This window comes from Gangjinia marincola (genome assembly GCF_039523415.1).
GTDB lineage: Bacteria > Bacteroidota > Bacteroidia > Flavobacteriales > Flavobacteriaceae > Gangjinia > Gangjinia marincola.
Genome location: NZ_BAAAFG010000012.1, coordinates 1 through 24,100, shown reverse-complemented (window position 1 = coordinate 24,100; position 24,100 = coordinate 1). Strand labels below are relative to the sequence as shown.

General features: G+C 39.0%; 17 protein-coding genes. 6 read left to right on the top strand and 11 right to left on the bottom strand.

The genetic code is table 11. The features are described from left to right. Window positions 1–123: 123 nt before the first annotated feature. The 4 genes from trxB to ABD000_RS04700 all read right to left on the bottom strand — a co-directional run bounded on the left by trxB (window position 124) and on the right by ABD000_RS04700 (window position 3,159). The gene (gene trxB / locus ABD000_RS04715; RefSeq protein ID WP_343764491.1) at window positions 124–1,104 is read right to left on the bottom strand and encodes a thioredoxin-disulfide reductase; all 981 of its coding nucleotides are present in this window, start codon (window positions 1,102–1,104) and stop codon (window positions 124–126) included. A 216-nt stretch (window positions 1,105–1,320) separates the two neighbouring features. After that, on the bottom strand, window positions 1,321–2,073 hold the full coding sequence (locus tag ABD000_RS04710; protein ID WP_343764489.1) for a glucose 1-dehydrogenase: 753 nt from the start codon (window positions 2,071–2,073) through the stop codon (window positions 1,321–1,323). Window positions 2,074–2,093: 20 nt separating this feature from the next. Beyond that, window positions 2,094–2,510 carry an antibiotic biosynthesis monooxygenase family protein gene (locus ABD000_RS04705; protein ID WP_343764487.1) on the bottom strand — a complete coding sequence of 139 codons (417 nt, stop codon included), beginning with the start codon at window positions 2,508–2,510 and terminating at the stop codon, window positions 2,094–2,096. Between the two features lie 67 nt (window positions 2,511–2,577). Next, window positions 2,578–3,159, bottom strand: coding sequence for a TetR/AcrR family transcriptional regulator (locus tag ABD000_RS04700; protein ID WP_343764485.1), 582 nt, complete (start codon window positions 3,157–3,159; stop codon window positions 2,578–2,580). Between the two features lie 95 nt (window positions 3,160–3,254). Here ABD000_RS04700 and ABD000_RS04695 point away from each other — a divergent pair, with 95 nt between their 5' ends. Next, the gene (locus ABD000_RS04695; protein ID WP_343764483.1) at window positions 3,255–3,518 is read left to right on the top strand and encodes a SemiSWEET family sugar transporter; all 264 of its coding nucleotides are present in this window, start codon (window positions 3,255–3,257) and stop codon (window positions 3,516–3,518) included. A gap of 12 nt (window positions 3,519–3,530) precedes the next feature. On the opposite strand, the gene ABD000_RS04690 is transcribed toward ABD000_RS04695, so the two are convergent. The 6 genes from ABD000_RS04690 to ABD000_RS04665 form a co-directional block, all read right to left on the bottom strand. After that, entirely contained in the window at window positions 3,531–4,637 is a 1,107-nt protein-coding gene (locus ABD000_RS04690; RefSeq protein ID WP_343764481.1) for an adenylate/guanylate cyclase domain-containing protein, read from the bottom strand. Between the two features lie 90 nt (window positions 4,638–4,727). After that, a complete protein-coding gene (locus tag ABD000_RS04685) occupies window positions 4,728–7,436 on the bottom strand; it encodes a carboxypeptidase regulatory-like domain-containing protein (RefSeq protein ID WP_343764479.1) in 2,709 nt (902 codons plus the stop codon). 43 nt (window positions 7,437–7,479) lie between these two features. Further along, on the bottom strand, window positions 7,480–8,328 hold the full coding sequence (locus tag ABD000_RS04680; protein WP_343764477.1) for a GLPGLI family protein: 849 nt from the start codon (window positions 8,326–8,328) through the stop codon (window positions 7,480–7,482). 109 nt (window positions 8,329–8,437) lie between these two features. Continuing rightward, window positions 8,438–9,163 (bottom strand): LytR/AlgR family response regulator transcription factor, encoded by a 726-nt coding sequence (locus ABD000_RS04675; RefSeq protein WP_343764475.1) that lies wholly within the window; start codon window positions 9,161–9,163, stop codon window positions 8,438–8,440. Continuing rightward, entirely contained in the window at window positions 9,160–10,218 is a 1,059-nt protein-coding gene (locus ABD000_RS04670; RefSeq protein WP_343764473.1) for a sensor histidine kinase, read from the bottom strand. Before ABD000_RS04670 ends, ABD000_RS04675 begins: the two co-directional genes overlap by 4 nt. A gap of 6 nt (window positions 10,219–10,224) precedes the next feature. After that, a complete protein-coding gene (locus ABD000_RS04665) occupies window positions 10,225–10,824 on the bottom strand; it encodes a hypothetical protein (RefSeq protein ID WP_343764471.1) in 600 nt (199 codons plus the stop codon). Between the two features lie 185 nt (window positions 10,825–11,009). Here ABD000_RS04665 and ABD000_RS04660 point away from each other — a divergent pair, with 185 nt between their 5' ends. Then, complete coding sequence (locus ABD000_RS04660) at window positions 11,010–13,403, top strand: TonB-dependent receptor (protein WP_343764469.1); 2,394 nt, start codon at window positions 11,010–11,012, stop codon at window positions 13,401–13,403. On the opposite strand, the gene ABD000_RS04655 is transcribed toward ABD000_RS04660, so the two are convergent. Then, entirely contained in the window at window positions 13,400–13,894 is a 495-nt protein-coding gene (locus tag ABD000_RS04655) for a phosphoglycerate mutase family protein (RefSeq protein WP_343764467.1), read from the bottom strand. The two genes, ABD000_RS04660 and ABD000_RS04655, sit on opposite strands and share 4 nt — an antisense overlap. A 294-nt stretch (window positions 13,895–14,188) precedes the next feature. Here ABD000_RS04655 and ABD000_RS04650 point away from each other — a divergent pair, with 294 nt between their 5' ends. The 4 genes from ABD000_RS04650 to ABD000_RS04635 all read left to right on the top strand — a co-directional run bounded on the left by ABD000_RS04650 (window position 14,189) and on the right by ABD000_RS04635 (window position 23,848). Next, window positions 14,189–19,117, top strand: a complete 4,929-nt coding sequence (locus ABD000_RS04650; RefSeq protein ID WP_343764465.1) for a translocation/assembly module TamB domain-containing protein — start codon at window positions 14,189–14,191, stop codon at window positions 19,115–19,117. Further along, window positions 19,056–21,413: a translocation and assembly module lipoprotein TamL gene (gene tamL / locus ABD000_RS04645; RefSeq protein ID WP_343764463.1), complete on the top strand. Its 2,358-nt coding sequence runs from the start codon at window positions 19,056–19,058 to the stop codon at window positions 21,411–21,413. Before ABD000_RS04650 ends, tamL begins: the two co-directional genes overlap by 62 nt. 584 nt (window positions 21,414–21,997) lie before the next feature. Beyond that, window positions 21,998–22,906 (top strand): hypothetical protein, encoded by a 909-nt coding sequence (locus ABD000_RS04640; protein ID WP_343764461.1) that lies wholly within the window; start codon window positions 21,998–22,000, stop codon window positions 22,904–22,906. Between the two features lie 225 nt (window positions 22,907–23,131). Further along, window positions 23,132–23,848: a sugar isomerase domain-containing protein gene (locus ABD000_RS04635; RefSeq protein WP_343764459.1), complete on the top strand. Its 717-nt coding sequence runs from the start codon at window positions 23,132–23,134 to the stop codon at window positions 23,846–23,848. Window positions 23,849–24,100 lie beyond the last annotated feature (252 nt).

Sequence of the window (24,100 nt, the reverse complement as noted above, 5' to 3'; positions counted from 1 at the left end):
GATTGTAGATGATTTTTCATTGCGTTACTAGTGAGCACATATAGCCCTTCTAAAAACTACCAATTAGTAAAAACCCGTTTCATTGAGTTGAAACGGGTTTTCATTACTTCTTACCTTGATGGTTTACCAGTTGGTTTGTGTGCTCACCTCTTCAATGGCACCAACCTCTGCTAAATAACGTTCTGCATCAAGCGCGGCCATACATCCTGTACCTGCAGCGGTAACCGCCTGGCGGTACTCTTTATCCTGTACATCTCCACTGGCGAATACACCGGGAATATTTGTGTGCGTTGACTTACCTTTTGTAATGATATACCCGGTATCGTCCATATCAACCTGACCTTTAAAAATATCGGTATTGGGTTTATGGCCAATGGCAATAAAAAGACCGGTGATCTCAATTTCTTCTTTCTCTCCGGTTTGGTTGTTGACCATACGCAAACCTTCTACCACATTTTCTCCAAGCACTTCATCAATTTCAGTATTATAACGTAAATCAATGTTTGGCGTAGAAGTCACCCGATGTTGCATGGCTTTACTGGCCTTCATATAATCTTTACGCACCAGCATGGTCACTTTCTTACAAATCTTAGCGAGATAGGTAGCTTCTTCGGCTGCGGTATCTCCTCCCCCAACGATCGCTACGTCCTGCCCCTTGTAGAAAAAGCCATCACACACGGCACAGGCTGAAACTCCGCCGCCACGTAAACGCTGCTCACTGGGTAGGCCCAGGTATTTTGCAGAAGCCCCTGTGGATATAATCACACTCTGTGCTTCAATCTGCTTATCGCCATCAACAGTAATGCGATGGATACCACCTTCTTCGGTTGAGAAATTAACTTCAGTCACCATTCCGATTCTTACCTCTGTCCCAAAACGTTCTGCTTGCTGCTGGAGTTGCACCATCATTGTCGGTCCATCGATTCCTTCCGGGTAACCGGGAAAATTATCCACTTCGGTTGTGGTAGTCAATTGTCCGCCGGGCTCCATCCCTGTGTAAATCACCGGTTGCATATCAGCACGGGCTGCATAAATCGCCGCTGTATATCCCGCAGGACCAGATCCTATAATTAAGCATTTTAGTCGTTCTATCGTATCAGACATAAGAGTAATTTAAGTTGTGTCAAAAATAACGAGAATGTCTCGTTATGGAAAAGGAAATAGATTGAAAGTTATGATCAAACTATCAAGAATTTCAACGAAAAACTGTCTCTACGATTTTGATTGACCTTTGGAACATTTCTTGTGTACAAGAGAGGTTCAGGCAGAAAAATCAATTGGGTAGAGACAGGTATATCTTGACCGATATTCTAGTGAGACTTAAATTTGACTCATTCCCCCGTCAATTTCCAGTTCAATTCCATTGACATAAGACGCATCATCACTCGCTAAAAATACTGCTGCAGCGGCAATCTCTTGGGGTTCACCAAAACGACTCAGTGGTACACTCTGTGCCATATTGGCGCCCATTTGTTCTACTTCTTCTTCACTCATCCCATCCATTTTGCTGTAAATTGGCGTGCCAATAGGTCCAGGTGCGATGCTGTTTACACGTATTTTTCTTGGAGCAAGTTCTGCTGTAAGTACCCGTGCATATGCACGTAATGCACCTTTTGAAGCACTGTAGACACCGCTTCCTTCAAATCCTTTTTGATGTACAATAGAGGTATTGAAAATAATACTGGCACCGTCTTTAAGGTGAGGAATTGCTTCTTTCACTAAAAATACCGGTCCTTTGATGTTGATATCGAATTGATTATCAAAGAAATCTTCAGTCACCTGATCACTGGGCATAAATTGAGCCACTCCTGCATTAGCGAAAAGCACATCAATTTTTCCATAGGCATCTACCGCTTTCTTAATAAGTTTTGCATTATCTGCCGGCTTTGCCTGATCGGCTAATACGGTGATGAACTCTCCTGAAAGCTCTTGAGATGCCTGATCCAATGCTTCTTGTCTCCTTCCGGAGAAAACAACCTTGGCCCCTTCATTTAAAAAATATTGTACGGTTGAAAAACCGATTCCTGAATTTCCGCCGGTAATAACGGCTACTTTGTTTTTTAATTTACTCATAATCTTTGATTTAATTGTTTCTATTTTTTATTGAATTCATTCACTGATACTACTTTATAGGGATGATAATCTGGATTAGCGCTGCTAAATACCTGCAACATAGACGGGGCACCTCCAGCCTCAATAAGTTTTACAGCATTGTTAAGTGCTTGCTGATCTTTCCATTGCGCATAAACAACAACATGTTCGCTGTCCATACTTTTATGTATCGAAGCTGAAATAAACCCTTTTTGTTTGCTGATTACAGTTGAAATACCATCTTGTAAAAGATTGACTATCTTTTGCTGTTCTTCAGGTTTAGGACTAAGCACATTAACTACTGTTAAATGAGAACCAGCGGTAGAAATTGTCGCTTTGGGGGATGAACTGATCATCAATCCTGCTGCGTTAATTAGCGTAGTCGCGATAAGTGTTAGTGATAAAAGTTTAATTTTCATAATAAATAAATTAAGTGAATAAAATTTATTCTGAAACAATCATTTCAGAATAGGTTAAAAAAAATGATTAATGTATTGCGTTCATAATCGTATTGATAATTCCTTGTAAAGTTTTACGGTCTGTGATGCTCATTCCGCGAACGCGTAAACCCTGAAACGAACTGATTAAATAATTGGTTAAAATAGGTGTTTCAATAGTGGTTATGATCTCCCCGCTCTCCTTTCCTTTTTGTACTAATGTTCCAAAGATTTTTTGCATCTGCTGATCATTATGCGAAAGCCATTCTGCGATCGTAGTGTTTTGATTTCCCATTTCGGTAAGGCAACCAATGGTCATGCATCCTTTTTGATCTTTATCGGTGGTTATTTCGTCCAGATAACTTTCAAAAATAGCTCTTATGGCTTTTTTATAATTTGAGGTTGCATTTACAGCCGGCTTAAAATGATCCTGATTCTTCGACAAATAATGACTGAGTGCTGCCTGATAGAGCTCTTCCTTACTTCCAAAGGTATTATAGATACTACTACGATTTAGCCTGGTTACTTCTACCAGATCCTGCATAGAAGTACCATTAAACCCTTTTAACCAAAACAGTTTAGTTACCTTATCTAAAATATCTTCTTTATTAAAAGCAAGTGTCCTAGCCATACTGTTTGAAATGAACAGTACAAATATACTGAAATGAACAGTACAAAACTAACTTTTGAAATATTTTAATTAATTGATGTTACTTTGCAGTTCTGATGACAAGTGAAACTTTAGGACATATCGCAGCTTTTTTAACTACCTTCTCTTTTGTGCCCCAGGCGTATATTACGCTAAAAACCCAAAATACCGCGGGAATTTCACTCACCATGTACATTATTTTCTTTTTGGGAGTATTAAGCTGGTTGATTTATGGGATTCAGATTGAAAATAGTCCCATCATTTTTGCTAATAGCATTACTATAGTCCTGGCCGCCCTTATTTTGTTTGTGAAAATTAAGAATACACTAAAGAAGACTTAATCCAAGATCAAATTACATTCTTGCTGGTATAGTTAAACTATATAATTCAATGGGCTGATTTCTTCCGCGTAGTTCGAATTGCCCGTGAGGCACTACGCTAAAGCTCTCAGGGATATTCAATTTTCTTTTTAAGTCTTCAGAAAATAATACATACACCTTTAGTTTCTTAGATAGCTCCTGTATACGTGCCGTAGTGTTAAGCACATCTCCCGTGTAGATAATATTCTTTTTTAAAATACCGATCTTACCCGTTGCCACTGTCCCAAGGTGCAATCCTGCTTTAAAAACAGGTGCTACCTGGTATTTCTGTAAATAGCTAGATTGCTTACGCTCAAACTGATTTAAAATGTCAATAAAGCATTGTAAACAGCGATTATCCTTAATGCCAGTAGTTTCACTCCAGCTAATGACAATTTCGTCTCCGATGTATTGATAGACTTCACCTGCGTTATGCTCAATGGCTTGGGTCATGTCACTAAATACATCTTTAAGTAAATTAAAATAAGCTTCGTGCCCAATTTGCTCTGCGATTTTAGTAGAAGATTTCATATCTAAAAACATAAAAATGCGACTTTCTTCAAAGGGGCGAGTATATTTTCCCAAAACCAAATTCTTAAATGTGGTTTGACCTAAATAATGAGAAGTTTCATAAAATAATAGGGTGACATTAAGAACCACGTAGATATAAATGATAATACTCCAAAACGCGAAATCCCTAAAGAATATACCTACTGTGCGAATGACTTTAAGATCAAATGGAGACAAACCCAGTGCACGAGAATTAATGATGAATGACATCATAACCATAAAAAAGACAATGAAAATGACATAAAATAATGTCTTTGCCAGTATTCTTATGATTATAGGCCGCGATCTTAGCCAGTTTTTAAGTAGTGTAAATTCAAGCCATCCTTGTATAAAACCGATGATAAAAGAAAACGCCGGAACGTAAAGTACATTATCGGTAAAATTATACGGGTTTTTCGTACCCGGATAGTGCGACGAAGATCCTAAAATTCCGCGTTCAATCATCGCGTAAATGAGCGCAAATGAGGTCCACGCCAAAGCAAAAGTAAGTGCGCTGTATAAAAGTCTCTTTCGTTTGAAATTCTTTGGCATATGCTACAATTCGAATAACAATGTATTACATGAGATAATGTAAAACAAATGCAGCAGCATATGTTGTCTCTATTTTACCCTGTTTACTATCTAAAGCGTGTATATAAATCGAAACGTTACAAATCTTGGTTGGATAAATGTTTCAGAAGAAATTACAGCAACATTATTAGCGCTATTTCTTACCTGAGCGTCTATATTTAATAGGTTTGTTGCTTTGAGCTCATATTCCCATTTTGCATCTCGATCCTTTCGATAAGATATCCTTGCATCCCAGGTTTGAAATGATTGCGAATTATCATCGCCTAAATCCTGATTCGTATAGGCGTAGTTAGATCTTATGGTAACTTTCTTCCAGATATAAGCATCAAATTCTACTGAAGGTGAATTGGTAATAATTTGAGTTTTTCTATTTCCCTGGTTATTGTCATTTATGCTGTAATTATATCTAAAGGTTACGTTAGGCGCAATTTTGAAGTTGGTGCGTAACTCTGGCGTATAGGTTTGCGTAAAACCCTCATTTAGCGATCGTTCATCTTCTATAAATTGATTGATTTTAGTATAGTTAAAGCTTGTCCTAAGACTAGCTCTTACTTTGCCGAAAGTGCGTTGGATCCTCCCAAAAACACTCAAACTCTCATCTGCAAAATTAGAATTGAAAAAGCTGCTGGTACGTATGACGTTATCAAAATCTGTACTACTTCGTATTTGATCCACATTGTTTGAATAGGCTGCGCGGGCAAAAACATTAGTATAATTAAACAAATTAAAGCTGCTGTAAAACAAGCTCAGGTTATGTGAGAGCGCATTTTGTAACTCTGGTTCCCCAGATTGAATGCTATTGTAGCTATTTAATACTAAACCTTCTGCCAATCTAGTAACATCGGTAAACTGGTTTTGCATGTTGTAGCTAAAGGTGAGTGATTCACTTTTTTTAAACTGAATACGTGTCTCAACATCGGGCAATATTCTAAAGAAATCATCCTCATAGGTTTCACCAAATTGGGTGTTTTTATTCCCGTAGGCATGCACCGAAAATCCCGGAGTCACGGTAAACTTTCCGCTTCTAAATCTATAATGAGCACCCAGGTAAATATCACTAAAATTATAGTCGGTATCATTGGTGGCATTTCCCTCCATGGGTGTGGGTTGAAGGCTCATCCCCGGCAAAAATTGAAAAATAGCAGATGAAAATTCTTGGCGACTTAAAATAGTACCAAGCGTAAAATTAAGGTTACTCTTGGGGTTCAAAATACGATAGTAATCCAATTTAGCATCTAGCTGATTGGATTTGATCCGCCTGTCCTGGGCTAAGTTATAGTTGTCTTCGGTTGTGTCCAGCCCTAACGCTTCGGCTGTTGCATCAAATGCATCAGTTTGTGAATCAGGATCATTTGGGATTAGCGCATTATAAAACGGATCTTCATCTTTGATAAGATGTTGTGCTTCTAACGCGAAAATATTATTCTCATCAAGGGTGTAATAATAATTTATATTTTGATTTAGGCTAAAGGGTGTCACCTCTTCTAACTGAGTTGTGTTCCCTACTACCGATGAGAGTAAGGTTTGGTCCTGACTATCATCTGACAATCTACCTAGTACATCGTAATCCAATTGATTACTAAAATTAGGCTGGTAGGAGGCACTAAGCTTTACCAATCCTTGATTGGAGCGCTCCATTGTGGATTGCTCTGTAAATTCATCTGGAATGTCTAAATCTATATTTGTATACCGTAATTCACTAATCTCTCTGGATTGTATTTGACTGCTGTTAGCGATCACAAAACCGCTAAAATCCAGCGTTTTTTTTGCCGCATAACTAAAGTTGGCTGCGGCCAATTGATTTTCAATCTTTACCGCATTGGTTTGATTAGTTAAAAAGTTAAGGCTGTTATCACCAAGATTTAAGGTAGTACCACTACTCCTGCTTGGAGCTCTAAAGCCACCACCAAAACTTCTAATATCTCTTCGGGTGAGGGCAAGTTCACCAATATTATTAACGTCCCCAATGAAATTAATGCTGTATGTTGGGTTATAATAAAATAACTTTGGTTGTACCAAATAACGACCTTCATCTGGTGAAGCCCCGCCTCCTACCGTAACATCACCAAACCAAAAGTTCTCTTTACCCTCTCTAAGTTTGATATTAAGGGCCACATTGTCTTGATTATTTGCAACTCCGCTAAGTTGCCTTACCTCTGCATAATTTCGCAAGACCTCTATTTTATCTACCGCTTTAGATGGAATGTTTTTGGTCGCTAACTTGGTATCCCCATCAAAAAAATCTTTGCCATTGACCATGAGTTTGTTTACTATCTTACCTTCTACTTCCACCTGCCCATCTTCATTAATTTCAACTCCCGGTAAATTTTCCAATACATCTTCCAGCTTGCGCTCCGTCCCTGTGTTGAAAGAATCTGCATTATAAATAAGCGTATCGCCTTTGACAGTAACCGGCATATCATAGACGATTTCTACGGCATCCAGTGCATTATCTGGCAGTAGAATAAAGTTTTTAGTGAGATCGCTTTCCTTAGTGATAATTGATTGATCAACGGATTTATATCCTATGTAGCTTATTTGAATCTTGTAGGTGCCATTTTTACCCAAAGACAGAGAATATCGTCCTTGAGCATCTGTAATTCCGTAGGATTCTAAACCACTAGTCGCTTGATTAATGGCAATGACATTGGCCATTTCTAAGGGTGCTTTTAGACTATCTTGCACAACACCGCTCAGCTTTACTTGAGCAATACACGTATTGACTGCGAAAAGCAGAAGGATCAACAGGTATTTTTTCATAAGGGTGTTTGAGATTAATGGTCATAAGCTAGCAATGAAAGATCTAACTCCTACGCCTGCCGCGGTTATTTCTCATCTCAAGCATCTTTTTTTGTATCGTAGCTTGGTATTCATTCTTGGTGATTTCTTTTCCTTTATTTGGTGCCTCAATGTCCAGTTTATCTTTAGGATTTAGTACAATTTTAGAGCATAACATTACTGTATTTCCTGCACTTATTTCTAAGATTAATCCGGGTAATCCCCAATATTCTGACGGTCCATGACTTACCGGTATTTGCGGAGTATACCACGCTTCAACATCTGTCATGGCAACCTCTGGTTCTTTGGCTACGCCGGTAGAATCTTTGACCGTTTCAGTTGCTCTTCGTAAATCACTCCAAGAAAAAGTGTACCAGGTTAATTCTTTTGTAGGGATAGATGCCGTTGCTTTAAAACACATGTATTGACCAATCTGTTTAGACTCCTTGCCCATTTTCCAGTCAATCTTTTGCAAGCTGTCTTTGACTAAAAATTGTTTTCCATAAAATTCCTGGCTCTGCACTAATGCCACATCTTTTACATTTTTGTACTGTTCACCCTGTGAAAAATTCTTTCCCCAAGAATCTGTTGCTCCAGAAATCGCGTCCAGTTTTTCTTCTTCATCAAAAACAGATTCTGTTTTATTAAAATTAAGGACGTAGGTTTTTTCCAGCCTATTTTGAAGTCGTGCCTGCATCTGTTTTTTTTGGGCTTCACTCATTCGTGCTCCCCACCTACCAAGCTCCATTTTTGCTTTGTAGGAGTAAATGGCCTGCCCTTGAAACTCTTGAACGGGAGAAAAGTTTACGTCTGGCAAAAAGAAAAGGGAAATAAGACCAAAGATTGCCAACGACTTAAATAGTACTGATTTCATAGATAGTAAAATAAAAATTCGGAAAAAGATACACATTGAACTAAATACATCTTCTGCCTTTGGTATACTATTAACCTTTGTTTGGTCAAAAGGTTTAACACAGCATATATTAAAAAATCAATTCCTTAATTTTATCTGCATAGCCTCTGCTCACTTTAACTTTCTCCTGATTCGTTAAAACAAGTAGATAACTCTTACCATATTTAGCCACTTCTGCCACCTTTTCTAAATGTACAATGCTACTACGGTGAATACGCAAAAATCGCGTTGGATGTAAACGCTCCTCTAATGCGCCAATCCCATGATTACTCAAATAGGTTTCCTTTGCAGAATGTATTTTAGAATAGTCCCCATAAGCTTCAATATGATGTATATCTGCTGTGGATAAAGTGACGTATTTATTCCCTTTTTCTACAATAATTCGTTCAGGAAAGTCTTGTTTTTTCGCCATGTGTTCTTCGGCGAGAGGAATGATTTTTTTTGTCATTCCCAGTGATGCTTTTTTAATGGACGTTTCAAACCGATCTTTAGTATATGGTTTAAGTAAGTAATCAATCGCATGTACTTCAAAGGCTTTTAAAGCATATTGATCGTACGCAGTACTAAATATGATATTTGGGATCTCATCCAGGTGTTGTAAAACATCAAAACCTGTCATTCCCGGCATTTGAATATCCATAAAAACCAGATCCGGCTTAAATTCATTGATGATTTTAATGGCGTCTACACCATTGTTTGCCTCGCCAACCAAAATTAGATCAGGGTACGCCTCCAAGTATTCTTTGATAAGATTACGGCCAGACTTTTCATCATCTACTATTACTACTTTTTTCATAGACTAAACTGAACAATTAAGCCTTGCGGTGAATTATCCAATAAAAATAAACCAGAGTTGTACATTTTCTCAAGTCGTTTTTGAGTATTACTCAATCCCACACCCGTATGCATGACTTCACTTTTGTCTACTACTCCTACTCCCGTATCTTTGATTTCAAAATGAAGTCTACCCTCTTTTTCATCCACTTTGATAGTCACTCTACCACCATCTACTAACGGAGAAATACCGTGCTTTACAGAGTTTTCAACTAATGGTTGTAGTATCATTGGAGGTACTTCTCTATCCAGCAATTCACCGGGAACGTCTACTAATATTTCCAGCCGATCTTCAAAACGTTTTTGTTCCAGATCAAGGTATTTTTGTACAAAATCCAGTTCGTCCTTAAGTGGCACAACATCCTCACGACTGGCGCGCAATTGATACCTAAATAAGTCTGAAAGTTCTGCAATCATCTCACGTGTATCCTCCATCGCTGCCGGTACACTGGCATTAATTGTATTAAATACATTGTATAAAAAATGTGGGTTGAGTTGCGCTTTAATCGCACTAAGCTCACTTTTAAGGGCAATATTCTTCAACTCAATTTCTTTTCTAAGTCGGCGTTGGTTCGATACGTAGTACTCATACGCATGAAACGCTGCAAACTGCAGGAGATACACCAATCCCGGAATGTATACATCCCAAACCTGACCGTTACCGCCCAAGTGGCCCATTCCAAAATAATCACAAATAGCGTAATACCCTCGCCATGCCAGCACAATGTACAACGGCATGGTTACTAGATGGATCAGGAGACGATAGGCTAATCTCCAGTGCCTAAACACCTTAAAAATAAGGGTCCAGATTACCGCCATTCCTACAAACATGATCATGTACTGTAATCCTGCTCCATCAAGCCATGCCCAGGCATTAAATAATTCATCTAACGATCTATATTCATCGGGGTAACTTCTCCAGATTGTCAATCGATACATAGAGGCCATTAACAGATAGATGGCGATGACAATCGCTATCTCGCCTATCTGTATTCCTCTAATTCTTTTTTTCCACATAGCGTGTTATTTAGCAGCTTCAAATACATACCATAAATCTGTCGTATATGGATCGTAACTTAGTTTTAATGTCCCTAAGGTACTATTTATTATGTATTCTCCTTTGATCTCTAATTCAGTTCCATCCAGCCAGGCTTGCGCATTGCCGTCCTTAAAATAAAAAATTATACCGTTACTAAAAACCAAACTAAGATTGGTCATATTCTCTTTAGAAGAAGATATGAGTCGCTTTTTCTCGATAGAAATAGGGTCCCCATATTTAACTTCACTAAACTGAAAATTTTGCGTAGCCCTCTTTTCCTTTACAGTCGCAGATGCAGGCAATGTTAGGGTTGAATTCATTAATTCAAAACGATCGGGTTCAGTGTTCCAGGTGGTGAAAATGTATAAGGTCGATGGAGATGTTACCTCATAGGATTTGATTTTTTCAAGTTCCTCATGATTCAAAATCGTCTCTCCTTGTTCATCTTGTAAAATAAAGCGCGTATCAGGTGGATAATTCACTTCACTGTTGTTATCGTCCAAACTTATTTTTAAATACGATTTTTTTTGAGCGATCCCGTTTATACTTAGTAAGCTAATGAGTAGTGTGATAATCGTTTTCATGTCTATATATTTTGTTTGCTACAAATTTACCCTCCTTATCCCCTTTGATAAAACTTAAAAAGTTGAGTTGCACTATAGGCCGATGAATTGTCCATCGCCCGTTTAACTGCCCATTGGGCGCTTCGGCAGAAATCGATTGAGTGTGGATTGTCATTGATCCATCTTTGAACTCAAATAAAACTACCATGAAAAAATACATTCTTGTACTCATCGTTTTTTTCGCTTCCGCGGAAGCGTATTACAGTCAGTCTTTAAGCGGAAGAGTAGTTGATCAAAAGGATCAACCCATTGCCTTTGCCAACATCCTACTAAATGATGCCTATGGTAACCTCATCAAAGCCGGAGTAACGCAGGAAGATGGTCAATTCATCCTGAAGGATATTCCTGAAGATTACTATAAGATCAATGTAAGTTTTGTGGGTTACACCACTTACAGCAATGGACTCAACATGGGAAAGACCGATAAAATATTAGATCCCATTATACTTAGAGAAGATGCTGAAGCGCTTGAAGAAGTTGTTGTGAAAGCAAGAAAACCTATTGTACAGGTTGAGCCGGATAAAACCGTATTTAATGTATCTGAAACCATCACCGCAACCGGAAATAATTCCCTTGACTTACTACGAAAAGCACCGGGTGTTCGCATTGATAACAATGATAACATCATTGTAGAAGGAAAAAGCGGAGTGCTTATTTACATTGATGATCGACAAAGCTTTTTATCTGGAGATGATCTTACCGCATTTCTTCAATCACTGCAAGCCGATGATATAGAATCCATTGAAATTATTACTCAACCCTCTTCCAGATACGATGCTGCCGGTAATGCGGGAATCATTAACATTCGCTTAAAACGAGAAAAAGGATTGGGGACACGAGGTAGCATCTCCAGTACATTGACCTATGGTGATTTCTTTAGAAATAATAGCAGTCTTGCGCTAACGAAAAAAACAAAAAAGTGGAATCTGGGTTTGAATTATTCCAACTATACCGGTAGATCAACCGGATTTATTAATCTTTTTAGAATACAGGGAGACAAAATATTCGACGCACAAACAGAATCAGAATTTGATGGATTCAACAATAATATAAGGACCTCTGCAGATTATGTTGTCAATACAAAAAATACTGTAGGAGCTCAATTTAGTGCCAACTGGAGGGATGCTGAATCCAGATCTACGTCAAGAACTCCTATTATTGATCGTGGTACTAACGCTGTAGATAGTATTTTATTTGCACCTAATTCAAGTGAAAGCAACAGCCTAAATACAAATACCAGTTTATATTATCAATACAAAGATACGCTGGGCACGAGTCTAAATGTTGATCTTACGTATGGTTATTTTGACCGCGAACGAACTAATGACCAGCCCAATTTTTATCTTACTCCTCAAGATGAAATACTTAACCAAAACATCACCGCTCAAAATACGCCTATAGACATTGCTATTTATGTCGCTAAGGCTGATTACGAACAAAAACTAGGCAAGGGTACCTTTGCCGCCGGCGGTAAATTCTCTCAAGTCAATACAGATAATACGTTTGAGTTTTTTAGCATTGAAAATGATGAAGCCATATTGGATACCACCCGAAGCAATAATTTTGTCTACGATGAACGCATCCTGGCTGCTTATGTCAATTATAATGTTTCTATGAAGAAGTGGAAAATTCAGGCAGGAATACGTATGGAAAACACACATTCTTTGGGAGAATTAACCACCATGACCCAAAATGATGATGAACTGGTAGAACGGGATTACACGAACTGGTTTCCATCTGGAGGACTTACCTATCAGGCGAGTCAACATCATTCATTAGCTTTTATTTATAGCAGAAGAATACAGCGACCCAATTACCAGGATCTCAACCCATTTGAGTATCAGCTGGATGAATTGAGTTTTAGACGAGGCAATCCTTTCTTACAACCTCAATATACTGAGAATGTGAAGCTATCACATACCTACAAATACACTTTAACTACAAGTCTTAGCTATTCTTATGTAAGTGATTTCTTTGCACAAGTGACTGAGGCGGTCGGGGAAAATCAAAATTTCCTAAGCACGAGAAACGTAGCTGATCAGGAGATTTATAACCTGAGCGTATCCTATCCTAAGAAACTTAAGGAATGGTGGAATATTTATGTGAGCCTTTATGGATATTACAGTAAATATACTCCCACCAATCCTGCTTTTTTGGCCGTAGATCAAACCACCTATGGCGGTTATGCCCAGAGTACCTTTAGCTTGCCTAAAGATTTCACGATTGAAATTAGTGGTTGGTACAGCAGTCCATCCATTTGGGGAGGAACATATCAAACAGAGTCCTTAGGTTCATTAAACGTAGGTGTTCAAAAAAAATGGACTAACTGGACAGCAAAACTTTCGGCCAATGATATTTTATATACCATCCCATGGCGCGGAGAGACCCAGTTTGGTGATCTATTTATTGATGGGAATGGAGGAAGCGACAGCCGTACCGTACAAGCCTACCTGAGCTATAGTTTTGGTAATAAAGAGGTTAAAAATAAGCGTAATCGCGAATCCAGTGCAAAGGACGAACAAAACAGAATTGGGGGCTAGTTGATCTCGGTAACCTTATGGCTCACATTTCCATTTTGAAATGTTACAATGTATAGCCTGTCGTAAATACTCTCATCCATATCCTTATATACATCATCTTGAATCAGGGCATTCACCTGCATTGGGATGGTGTTGCTATGTCCAACGATCAAAATGCGTTTTCCTTTTGGTTTCTTTACCAGATCCTTTACGTTTAAACGTTCAGCTTTATAGTTTCTCACTTCCAGGTTTTGAATTTCAGCAATAGGCGTTGCTGTTTCCATGGTGCGATGATAATTGGTAGAGAAAACAGCATCCAGAGATTTATTTTCAAAGTACGTTTTCCATTTTTCCACCCGTTCCAGGCCAGCTCCCGATAAGTGAGGATTCTCAGATTTTACAGTAGCTTTTTCAGCATGTCGTATAAAATAATAAACTGTTCTGTCATCTTCGGTTTGGGCATATGAGAATGAAAAACTAGCTAAGGCGAATAAAAGTAAAAAACGTTTCATGACTATTTTATTTAGGTCAAAATTACTACAAATAAAACTATGTGGCTATTTATCATAAAACTTTGGCGGGCAATATAGAATATTTAGGATTATTTAACGCGCCGGGGTATAATTATAACAAGGTTTTAATAAGCTATCCCATTCCTACCCGCGTTATAGTGTTAATTTTGTTCTACTTTTAAGTAAACTATAATCGCAACGTCAAATTCCAATTCACGTAAAAAGAAGTCTTCTAAAAAACGAAAAGCCGTAAAGATTTTTCTATACGTACTTTTATCGTTGGTAATTCTTTTTATGGCAATTATACTGTTCATTCGCAGTCCCTGGGGTCAAAATATCATTAAGAATAAACTCACCAGTTACGTATCTGATAAAACGAACACCGTAGTCGAGATTGAAAGGTTATTCATCACATTTGATGGAGATGTCGCGTTAGACGGATTGTACCTTGAAGATAAAAAAGGCGATACACTCTTATATTCCGGAGCGCTGGAAGCTGATATACCCCTGTGGGATCTAATTACAGGAAACGGGATTACCATTGATGATGTAGAATGGAGTAACGTAAGGGCTAATATCTCACGCCAGGATACGATGAGTGGATATAATTTTCAGTTTTTAATCGATGCGTTAGCCGGTGATCCATCACAAACAACACCTCAAAATGAAGAGACTTCATCTGGATCAACACAACTGACCCTGGGTGATTTTGAACTGGAAGATATTAAGGTGAGTTATGTAGACGAGGTGACCAATATGGACATGCAGGTAGATTTAGGAAGTTTTGACTTGCGCATGAGCGAAACAAAACTTGACAGTATGGTTTTTGTGGCAGACAGGGTTTATCTTAATGATACTGATTTTTCTTTTGAGCAGACCGGTCCTATGCCAGAATCTAATGATTCTACGTCTACCCCATTACCTCGCTTTGTGGTAGAAGATTTTAGAGTCAAAAATACTAACATTGATTATAGTTCTACCCCAGACAATCTTGATTTCAACACAGATATTAGTACCTTAAATGTTCAAGAAGCTCAGGTAAACTTAGGTGAAATGAGCTATAAGGCAAGTTCGCTAACGATGAACAACAGTGATCTGCGCCTTGATATGACAGAATCGAATGATGCGGCGACAGATAAGACCACCTCTGGTGAAATTCCGTGGCCACCCATTGATATTGACGTAGATCGGCTGAGTTTGGATGATTATACGTTTGAGTATTACCTCAATGGTGCAAAAGTAAGTGAAGGTAATTTTAACCCTAATGCTATCCGGCTCTCCCAATTACAACTCAACGCCACGAACTTTGTTTTGAAAGATAGGTTTGTGAATCTGGATTTGGCACATCTCTTTCTAAAAGAAGGATCTGGTATTAGCGTAAATCAATTGCAGTTCGATGCGCGACTCTCAAACAAAGGATTAGACCTTAAAGGTTTAAACGCAAGAGTCAATAGTAACAGATTGGCAGGTTCTGTTACGATGAGTTATCCTTCTCTTGAAGCGATTATGGATCGTCCCAGCACAGTAAACGCCGCTCTTGATCTCAACCAAATAAAAATTGATCTTGAGGAATTGTATCGTTTTCAACCGGCGTTACAAGAAAACCCATACGTGCAAACCTTAGCGAAAAAGAATATTACGGGATATGTGACTGCTTCGGGTCAAATGGATGATATTCAATTTAAAGAAATTAATTTTAATTGGGGAGGGACGACCCGTATCACGGCTTCGGGATCACTACAACATCCAACTGTCCCAGACTCCTTATCCTTTCGTCTGCCAGATGTACAGATTACCACGCAAAAATCAGATGTCCTGGCTTTTGTTCCGCAGGATCAACTCAGTATAAATCTTCCGAAGGAAATACGTCTTCAAGGGGATATAGCGGGGACCATGACTAAGGTAGATGCAGATGTCCTTTTGGCTACAAATGAAGGAAGTATCACAGTGGATGCATCTACCGCCTTTGGGGATCAACTCGCGTTTGATGGAAAACTTAACGTGGATTCCCTTAACCTGGGCACGCTGTTAGAAAATGAAAAGTTAGGAAAGCTCAACCTTAGTCTTACGGCTACAGGCAGCGGTTCAACCCTAAGCGATCTGGATGCCAAACTAGATGCAACTGTAGAAGGATTCACCTATGAAGACTACAACATTAATGATCTCACGTTAACCGGAGATATCAAAAACGGGCAGGGAGAAATACGATCTGATTACACCGATGAATTCTTAAACCTCAACCTTACGGCAGGCGTGGAGTTAGATTCTATTACTTCAAAAATTGATCTTAGCCTGGGTGTTATAGGTGCAAATTTAAAAGGCATAGGTCTTACCAGACGCGATGTAAGAACAGCTTTTAAATTAGATGCCAGTCTTGAAGGCAACACCAAAGATTATGATGTTGATGCCGAAATTATCGATGGCGTCGCTGTCTTAAACAATGAAGCGTATTTGCTGGGGAATTTTGATCTCAAGGCTCACGTTGAGCCAGATACCACAGCTGTGAAGATACAAAACCGAATATTGGATCTTACCCTAAATTCAAATACAGATCCCGGCGGATTAGGCGCTGCGCTCCAAAACCATTTTGAGCGTTACGTCACCGAAACTCCTCAAACCGATACAATTACAAACCCTGTGAACCTCACGGTGAGTGCTACCTTAAGTGAAGCTCCTATTTTGAGTGAGGTATTCCTACCGGGCATTACTGAGATGGATACCATTTCCATCAACATGAATTTTAAAGAAAAGGAGCGTAAATTAACATCCAGTCTTCATGCACCGCTCATTATTTACGCGGGTACTACGGTAGATAGCCTTCATGCGGTGGTTGATAGCGACAAAGAACATTTAGATTTTGAACTGGCGTTTAAGAATATTCAGTCGGGGCCCATAGATATCCAAAAAACGGTGTTTGACGGCAAGGTGGCCGATAATGTGGTCAATCTTGACTTTATCTCCTATGCAGACGCCGAAAAACTCATCCATATAAAATCAAAAATCATTCAAAACCAAGAGCAACGGTATGAATTTAGTTTAGACACTTCAGAATTAATTTTTAACCGAAACCAATGGAACGTTAATCCCAATAATAAACTCGTCATTACAAAGACCAATATTGAAGCCTACGATTTTGTACTAACTCGCCAACCTGAAGGTCAAGCAGGAAATACCAAACGAGTTGAATTAGTCAACAATGTTCCCAATATCAAAGGAGAACATATTGGAATGGAATTGGGAAATTGGCCGTTTCAAACCTTATTTACTTACTTAAATCCGGATGAAAAACTCGCCGAAGGTGATGTAAACGGTTATTTCGCAGTAGAATTTCCATTTGAAAAGCCTGCTTTAGTGGCAGACTTAACGGTCAATAAGTTTAAGGTGATGGAGCAAGATATGGGCAAGATTGCCTTGAATGCTCAATCAAAAAACGGGATCGACTACACGGCCGACATGGAGATAAATGGCGGACTCATTGACATAGATTTAACCGGGGATTATCGCCCCAATCCTACCTCTGCTCAAATTGACCTGGACTTAAACCTCAATCGTATTGATATGAAAGCAGTCGAGGCGTTTTCATTAGGCGAACTTCAAAATGCACAAGGTGAGATTACAGGTAAAATAGACATTGATGGTACCATAGCAGATCCTCAGTACGACGGTCAACTCAACTTTAAAGAAGCAGATTTTTTAATTAAAAAACTCAATGCCGCGTTTACACTTGCCAATGAACGCATTAAGATTAACAACGAAGCGATTGCTATGAATGGTTTCACGATTACCGATGAAAAGAAAAATGACTTGGTCGTTAGCGGAAAAATAGGAACAGAAAATTTCCTTAATCCAACATTTGATTTAACCCTCAAAGCAGATGATTTTCACATCTTAAACTCAGATGAAGATGATTTTGATCTGTTCTATGGAACTGCAAGTTTTAATGCCGATGCCACACTTACCGGCGATCTCAAATTACCGGTGTTAAAAGGAAAACTGGTGGTGAAAGAGGACACCAATGTCTCCTATGTGCTGCCTCCCCAACAAACTCAAATCGCGTCTATGCAGGGTGTTGTCATGTTTGTAAACAAAGAAAACCCCGATAGTATTTTAACCGAGTCTGAAGAAGAAGTCTACACCGTTTCGGGACTGGACATCACCGCTAAATTATTGATCAATAAAGGGGCTAAAGTGAGCATAATTCTCAACGAACAAACCGGGGATCAACTACAGGTACAAGGAAACGGTAATTTGGATTTTGGGATGGATGCTTCAGGCAGGATGAGATTAAATGGAAGCTACACGATCACCGATGGGTTTTATGAAATGAGCCTCTACAATCTGGTCAAGCGCAGGTTTGAAATCCTGGAAGGCAGTAAAGTAAGCTGGTATGGAGACGTTTTGGGAGCTCAACTGGACGTAAAAGCACGATATGATGTAGAAACCTCGGCTTCAGGATTAATGGCGCTGCAAACTAGTTCGTTAGGTAGCGCTGACAGTCAACGGTTTAGGCAGGAAGCTGAGTTCTATGTGTATTTAAATATTGACGGTGAAATCCTTCAGCCTAAAATATCGTTTGGATTAGACATGCCAGAGAGTGAGCGTGGATTAGCCGGTGGAGAAGTTTATGGCTATGTGCAACAGGTCAACCAACAAGAGGCGCAGCTCAATAAACAAGTCTTTAGCTTGCTGGTGTTGAATAAATTTTCGGCTTCAGGCAGTGACGGATCAGGCATTAGCGGTGCCAATATTGCGCGGGATAACCTTAATGACGCAATCTCTGATCAATTAAATGTATTTTCAGATAAATTATTAGGAGACAGCGGCTTTTCACTGGACTTTGGACTGGACAGCTACACCGATTATCAGGGAGACAATCCAGAGCAACGCACCACCCTGGATGTCGCTGCTCAAAAGAAATTATTGGATGATCGATTAGTGGTTAGAGTGGGCAGCCAGGTAGATGTAGAAGGCGGCAATAACAATGCGAACGATACTGAAACCACACCTTTGATTGGTAACGTGAGCATCGCTTATTTACTTACTAAAGACGGGCGCTATCGCTTAAAAGGCTTTAGAAGAAATCAATTTGAAAACATCATTGACGGGCAGTTGATTGTCAATGGAATTTCGCTCATATTTACGCGCGAATTCAATCAATTTGATGAATTGTGGCGTTCCCTGTTTAGTACAAAAACAAAAATTAAATCATCTGGTGAAGAATAATCGCTACCCATATACAAAAAGAATCTGCTGCGCTCTGGTCCTGGGGATATTTCTATTGGGACTAAGTTCCTGTAGCGTAGAGCGTTTTATACCAGAGGGGGAATACCTGTATACCAGTGATAATGTAGAAGTGGTGAGCGATACAGTTATTAAGGACAAAGGAGAATTAAAAAATGCACTGACGGCCAGTTTAATCCCTGCCACCAACAACAAGTTTTTAGGCATGTATCCCGGGTTGTATTTTCACTATAAAGCCCAACGAGAAAAACCCGGTTTCATCAATAAATTCCTCAATAATAAGTTCGGGAAGGAACCTGTATACCTGTCTGATGTTGAACCCTACCAGGTAGAAGATCTCATTAGAGGCAAGCTGGAGAATAATGGATTTTTCTACAGTGTGGTCGCGTCAGATGTTAAGCGCGACACCGCCAATAAAGAAGCCAGCGTTGATTATCGCGTAAAACTCTTAAATCCCTATTTGCTTAAATCGTATCAGCTGGATACCGATACCATGCTGATTTATTCTGAACTTAAAAAAGAGCTGCCGGGCAACATCATCAAAGACAAGATGCGCTTTGATTTGAGTGCGCTCAAGGCGGAAAGAGAACGTTTAGAGAGAGAACTTAGGAGTAAAGGATATTATCATTTCAATGCCGGATTATTAATTTTTGAGGCAGATACGAATCAATACGATACCAGGAGGTTTGACCTCTTTCTACGCCTGAAGAATAAAATCCCCGAAAAATCGACCATTCCCTATAAGATCAAAACCGTCAATATCTATCCGCATTATTCGGTTGAGGAAGATTCGCTTTCGCGGAAGTTTAAAGACAGGTATGCCGAAAAGAATTATTTTCAAAAAGAAGTTTTTTTTAAACCCAAGCGACTGGATCCGTTTATTTTGATTGAAGAAGGTGATTTGTACAGTCCTAAAAAATCCTCCAACACCAGCCGAAGGCTTTCCTCTATCGGTTTATATAAGTTCATCAATATTGAATACAATGAGCTGGATACTAATCCCAGTGACAGCCTGGGACTGCTGGAGGCCAACATCTATCTTTCACCCTTGAACAAACGTTCACTAAGGGCAGAGTTAAAAGCAGTGACGAAATCTAATAATTTTGCCGGACCAAATTTTTCAACCTCTTACACCAACCGAAATCTGTTTGGAGGCGGAGAGATCCTGGACCTATCGGCCAATGTGGGGTATGAAGTACAATTGGGCTCTACCAAACAAAATCTAGGAACAAGTAGTTTGCTACTAGGCGTAGAAAGCAAGCTCACCTTCCCACGAATGATTTTACCCTTTACCATTAATACAGATTGGTTTGATTACGCCATCCCAAAAACGGTGATGAGTCTGGGAGCAGAATATTTAAACCGCAGCCAGTTGTTTTCGCTTACTTCTCTCAATGCCAAACTGGGGTATTTATGGCAGGCTAACCGTTATGTCACCCACGAATTCTTTCCTGTAGAGAGCACCTACGTAAATCTGGGTAACGTTACGACTGATTTCCAAGAGGTGTTGGATGACAATGAGTTCTTACAGCGTAGTTTTGATCAGCAATTCATTAGCGGGATGCGGTATTCGTTTACCTACAATGGGATGGTAGACACTAAGGATACGCACCAATTCTACTTTAATTTCAACCTGGATACCGCCGGTAATTCCCTAAGCCTGTTTAGTGGCGGGGGGAGTCCAGATGATCCTGCGACCATCTTTGGGCTGCAATATTCCCAGTACGCCAAGGCAGATGTAGATGTGCGTTATCACTTTAAGTTCGCCAAACGCCAAAAGATCGCTACGCGCTTATTTGCTGGCTATGGTAAACCCTATGGCAACAGTGACGTCCTCCCCTACTTAAAGCAGTATTTTAGTGGTGGACCGTACAGTGTGCGTGCATTTCAAATCAGGTCCTTAGGACCGGGAACCTACACGCCAGAGGATGGTGATCAGACCAGCTTTTACGATCAGGCAGGGAATATTAGACTGGAGGCAAACATTGAGTACCGTTTCCCGCTGTTTAACTTTGTAAACGGGGCGGTCTTTGGAGATGCCGGTAATGTATGGAACGCTCCTGAAAATACCCAACTCAGCGGTAGCCGCTTTGAATCTGATTTTATCAATGAACTGGGTATTGGCGTGGGTACAGGAATTAGGATTGACATCCAGAGTTTTGTGATTCGTTTTGACTTAGCAGCTCCCATTCACGACCCTCAGCTTGACGAAGGCGAACGTTGGGATTTTAGGTGGGATGAACCCGTGTTTAACTTTGCGATTGGGTATCCTTTTTAGATGGTTCAAGGTTTTGTTTGATTTACATCCATCGCTTTTTTGACATTGTACTTGACAACCTATATTATCAATTCTATACGTATATCGACATATCTTTGCACAATCATCATGTTTAAAACTAATTTTATTTGTATTCCATTATTTTTTAGCACATTAAAAATTTAATATTTTGGATATATAGTGAAATAACTCTTCCTCAAGGAGTATATCAACAACTAGGTGGATATACGCAATATCAAAAATTCTGTATTTTCAACATATTGATTGTCATAATTTTACATTTACAACGATGTCTTATATCATTTTTTTAGTAGTATTGCTGATATAAACGAGTTGAAGGCAATGGCCCAAGGGGGACGCAAAAATCACGCACGCTGTGCGTTTCCCTTTTTGCTCCATCGCCTTCAACGGGATTTGTACATCGCACCCCATTTGAATCTAATTGTCTATTTTTATCCCAAGGTGTAAAGGCAAAAAGCACTGCCTTCAACACAGTGTATACCCTATGGGGCGCGATGATGGCTACCCGTGGCGCTGCGCCCCACACGCCATACACAAATCCCGTTGTAAAACATTTAAAATAAATGAAAGAGTTTTTAGAAGACTATGGTCTTTACAAAGAATTTGTACTACACAAAGAATATACTCCAGGAGGGAAAACATTTGTCATTCCAACCGATTTTATTGGACAAACCTTTGAATACAAATGCGAAAAGGAAGAGGCATATAGAACTTTTGAAATTGAATTAGAGCCATCCTACGAACCCTACTATGGGATTATGTACAATTTATCCAATGATTTTATAATAGATGGAAAATTAAATCATACTTTCAAAGCAATATGTAAGTGTAAGTCTTGCAATGAGTATCACGTAGAATTTCAACTTCATGTATATTCTAACAATGTTATACTAGAAGATTTGGGTCGTATTAGTAAGCCCATTTCTAATATTCCCGAACCTCCTCCTCCTAAAAATAAGCCTGACATTTTAATAGAAAAAATTGGAGCTTCTCCAGAAATAAGTATTCTTCCTAACAAAATAATCAAAAATTATTTTGACAGAGAATCCAATAAATGGTATTACAAAGGTATTAATGCGTTAGCTCAAAATTTTGGCATAGGAGCATTAGCATACTTTCGCAGAATCGTTGAGAAGGAACTAATTCATATTGTTGAGAGTATCAAAAAACTACCTGATTCTCATAATTCTGAAATTCAAAAACTATTAGATAAGCATAATGAAAACCCCAAAGTCAGCACTATCTACGACAACATATTTGAACATTTACCAAGTTCGTTGAAAGTACTTGGGGACAATCCAATTAAGTTATTGTATAACCAAACTTCGGAAGGACTTCATTCTTTAACAGAATCAGAATCTTTAGAAAAAGCTAGCAAAATATTAGTTCTGCTTGAGTTTGTGATAAAAAAAATAAATGAAGAAAAGTCGGAGATAAAAGATTTGAAAGAAATCGTAAAAGGACTGAAATAAAAACGTTTTACAACACAACCTATAAACAATAAGGGCTTCGGGCTCAATCGAAAGGTTTGCGTATTTTTATGAAGTCCGCAAAATCTTATGGATTTTGCTCTGGACAAGAAAAAATAAATCAAAACAATAAGATTTCGCTATGTGCGTGGCGGAAAGCAAACGCTAATTTGCTCCCATACTGTTCATAGCTCAACCGTTAGCATTAATTAAAACTATACGATTAAAATGTTTGAATACTTAGATGAAATCAAAAAGTTAATAGATAAACTTTCAGCGACACAAAGCGAGAAATTAAAAACTGCATCACGAATGGTAGCAAAAATTGTTGCCGATGACGGAATTATTCACACGATCGGAACCGGTCACTCTCAAATGATTGCAATGGAAATGTTTGGAAGGGCATCTAATATAGCGAATGTTAATGCAATTATGGACGACTTAGTGCTACTCACTGGTGGAGCAAGAAGATCAGCAGAAATTGAACAAGTAAGCGGTATTGCAGAAATACTCTGGAACAATTATAAAATCCAAAAATCAGACTTGATAATTGTAATATCTAATTCTGGAAGAAATGCGATACCAATCGAAATGGCAATCAAAGCTAGAAACGAAGGACTTAAAGTAATTGCGATCACGTCTCTTGAACAATCCCAGAAATATGAATCACGACATAAAAGCGGTAAAAGACTCTTTGAGATTGCCGATTTAGTAATTGATAATTGCGTTCCTTCTGGAGACGGAGTAATGAAGTCTGACCAAAAGCTTATTGGGCCTGCGTCATCTGTTCTTGGCATTTTGATTGTCAACATTCTTACGACCGAAGCAATAAAAATTAATCGTAAACAAGGAATATCTGTACCAATTTTTCAAAGTCAAAATATTGATGAGACTGATAATGACAGACTTTATGAAAGATTTGAATCAAGGATTAAACATCTTTAAAAAAGAACTAATGCTAACAACGGCTATAATCAATGCGGGCAATACATTAATTTTGAGAGACTTATCTCTTGAAAATCGGGCCAGAAAACTGAAAGATACTGACCTTTAACCCCGCACTGAGCATAGCCCAGACCGTTGAAGGCAATGGCCCTAGGGGGACGCAAAAATCACGCACGCTGTGCGTTTCCCTTTTTGCTCCATCGCCTTCAACGGGATTTGTACATCGCACCCCATTTGAATCTAATTGTCTAT